Source organism: Nostoc sp. FACHB-888 (assembly GCF_014696655.1).
Classification (GTDB): Bacteria; Cyanobacteriota; Cyanobacteriia; order Cyanobacteriales; family Nostocaceae; genus Nostoc.
The window spans coordinates 1-3214 of the sequence record NZ_JACJQM010000330.1 but is presented as its reverse complement, the minus strand read 5'-3'; the positions used below and the strand labels follow the sequence as shown (position 1 = coordinate 3214).

Annotated in this window: 3 protein-coding genes; 1 reads left to right on the top strand and 2 read right to left on the bottom strand. The window is 37.8% G+C overall.

The window, feature by feature from the left end:
- Window positions 1-1168 precede the first annotated feature (1168 nt).
- Window positions 1169-1870: a serine/threonine protein kinase gene (locus tag H6G26_RS40205; RefSeq protein WP_190737553.1), complete on the top strand. Its 702-nt coding sequence runs from the start codon at window positions 1169-1171 to the stop codon at window positions 1868-1870.
- Here H6G26_RS40205 and H6G26_RS40200 read toward each other — a convergent pair.
- Window positions 1859-2023 (bottom strand): SDR family NAD(P)-dependent oxidoreductase, encoded by a 165-nt coding sequence (locus H6G26_RS40200; protein ID WP_190737551.1) that lies wholly within the window; start codon window positions 2021-2023, stop codon window positions 1859-1861. The two genes, H6G26_RS40205 and H6G26_RS40200, sit on opposite strands and share 12 nt — an antisense overlap.
- A gap of 158 nt (window positions 2024-2181) precedes the next feature.
- The gene (locus H6G26_RS40195) at window positions 2182-3078 is read right to left on the bottom strand and encodes an alpha/beta hydrolase (RefSeq protein WP_190737549.1); all 897 of its coding nucleotides are present in this window, start codon (window positions 3076-3078) and stop codon (window positions 2182-2184) included.
- Window positions 3079-3214: the final 136 nt, after the last annotated feature.

The window sequence follows — 3214 nt, the reverse complement described above, 5'->3', positions numbered from 1 at the left end:
AGCCAGAAATAGAACCCACAATTATCCCCCCGTTCATCCCGATGATTAAACCGCAGGATGGAGAAACACCAGAAGCGATCGCTATACCCATGCACAAGGGGAGAGCAACAAGAAATACGACAAACGATGCTGGTACGCCGTTAGTTAACGAGGATTTGTTTTTGCTGATCTTGGTCATTAGTTTTTCAATCTTTAAAATGAATGAATAATTTTCATGGTTGCCACAATTCATTAAACGTAGCAATGGCTTGAAGTCTGCTTGGATTTACTTGGTAAATTTTCAAACATACTGTTTTTATTGATTGCTGATTTTATTTTTATAATGGTTAAAATAAAGACTGCTCTTATGAGAAAAATTTAAATCTTGTCAAAGTCCTAGAAAAATTTATCCCAATTAAGAAACAACAATCTGTTACAAGAGGTTGACCTATGCCATTAAGATACATCTTGATGCATATTGCTTGACCTGATCTGAGTAACGCTAAGAGCGCTAGGCTTCAAGGAACTGGCGGTCATACTGCTTCCACTTGTAGAACTATCTATATCGACGATGCTGATAGTTGAGTTGCATTGAGGGCACTTCATTCTTCTATTGTACTAAATCAAACATTACTCTTTCAGCAATGCCATTTTCAAATCAACACCAAGTGTTGCGGTTGCAAGAGCGTAAACAACAACTGATACTCTACATCGGATATTAAAGAACGTCCTTAGTGTGACCATAAATTTACTCAAATTCGATGCAGGTCTAGGCCCCTTGGTAAGAAAGGCAGTTACTTACTGACTCTTGACAACTTGTAATCCCCTGATATAAAGAGATCGCTAGGAACTTTGCTAGATTAGGATTTTGAGCTTTATCAATGACTTATGTCATTTAACAATAGCTATCTAATAAACATTAAGTTACAGGTTATTAAGAGGTTAGTCAAGGGTTACTATAAAATATCCTACTTTTCCCACTTTTCCCACTTGACCAAACAAGTTAAGTTGTAGCTAAATATACAATTGTTACCTTATCTGAGAAAATATTAAGTCTAATTACTACCTTTGCCACTTGGATAACTCTTCATCCACAATCGTAGCCCCCCAACAGAGAAATTTCGTTCTTCTACTTCTTGATAAACCTTACCTTTACAAGCGTGATATTCGTTTTAGATACCTATCCTCTATGGACAAATCGCCCCCAAAGCATCTGCTTGAAACTATTTATCAGGAACTGCTGCCCAGATTACAAATTGAAAGTGTCAATCCCCGTAATCCCATTCAGGTCAGCTATCTTCCACAACCTTGGCAGTTGCTTGGCAAAGGAAATTACGCCGCAGTAGTGTATCATCCCGATTACTCTGAGTGTGTAGTTAAAATTTATGCCCCAGGACGACCGGGCTTTGAAGAGGAAGTAGACGTCTACCATCGTCTAGGTTCTCATCCGGCATTTTCTGAGTGTTTGTACGCCAAAGATAGCTTTCTAATTTTGAAACGGCTTTATGGAACAACTTTGTACGATTGTATGCACTTAGGTTTACCGATTCCCAAGCAGGTAATAAGAGACATCGATGAAGCTCTAGACTATGCCCGGCGTTGCTCCCTCCACCCTCATGATGTCCACGGTCGTAATGTGATGATGTATCAGGGTAGAGGGTTAGTTGTAGACATTTCAGATTTTTTACATCTTGAAGCCTGTTCAAAATGGAATGACTTAAAAAAGGCTTATTACTGGTTATACCGTCCCGTGTTGCGCCCACTTCGACTCCGTGTGCCATACTCTGGCTTAGATATGCTCCGCAAAAGTTATCGTCTGGCAACCTCTTTCAAAACTTCCTGTTGTCAACTAGTCCTAAGATTAACTCGTTTTAAATGTTTAAAACGTTAGGTCTAATGTCAACATTTCCAGTCCGTGTGAGGCTGGATGTTGTTTACGGCTCGTACCAAAAACACAGTAGCCTACACCAGCCAGTTTGTGAGCAACTAACTGCCCAAACCCAGATGATGCACCAGTAACTAGCACGACCTTTTTGTTAGTCATCTGTTTTCTTTTTTAGAATATAAATACGATTTTATATAACTTTTTATAGCTAAAGAAAGATTTGATTTTTGTATCAATTTTGCTATTCTCTACTAGCTTAAATGCAGAATAGCAAAATTATCCCTGTAGTAACTTTTAAAACATCCTCTTAAGACCAATTAAAATTTCCTATTATTTAGAAAATGTAAAATATATCGAGATGTCATTTGCGGCTGTTCAATTTGAGGGGCATGACCGCAATTTTTGAGTTTTATTAATTGAGAATTCGCAATAGATTGTTGAAACCTTTCTGCATCTTCCAATGGCAGCATATCATCAGCTTCTCCCCATAAAATAAGTGTTGGTTTGTTAACTTGGGCAATTCTATTTGCCAAATCGCTATAACCACCAGTTTTCACATAAGAAATCATGGCATCATGCCAAAGAGGCATTTCTTGATGCAACATAGCACACTGAATAGCCAAAAGTATTTTGATATCTAGATTAGGTAAGTTACTACATAAATTTAATGCCAAAATGTGGCGTTGACGTAGATATTCTACAGCCAAAAAGTCAAAAGGAGGAAACAAGTATTTGGTAAAAACGGGAGAATTAGTGTAACCTAAACTATTAATCAATACTAGTGATTTTACAACTTGAGGGTAAGTGAGAGTAAAATCAATTGCAGTTGCACCTCCCATTGATGCACCTACTAGTATTATCGGTCTGTTGATTAAAGTTTTCCAAAAATCGTAAAGATGAATTTTAATTGTAGTTGGACTGTAATTTATTTCTTTTTGTCTTTGTGTAAAGCCAAAACCTAACAAATCTACTGCCCATGTTTCATTTTGAGTAGCAAGTAATGGCAACAGAAGACGGAACTCTAGGATGGAACTATCGAAGCCGTGTAGCAGCAGAATTGGTGTTCCCCCACTACCTTGGTGAATGTAGGTTGTGAGGATTGAGTGTTGGCTCAGGGAGGTTATAAGGGCAATTCTCTGAATACTTTGGACAAAAGCGATCGCTTTTGGGTCTGTTAATTGATTAACTTGTGATGAGAGAAAATTAGGAAACATTACTATTCATTCCAAACTAATTTTCCACAACCATTCTAGTACAGCACGGCGTAAGTTAACCAGGTATTATTGTGGGAGAATGAGTAATTAGATTAAAAGTAGTTTTTGCTGAGAAGCTGGAGAATTAGGATGTGGC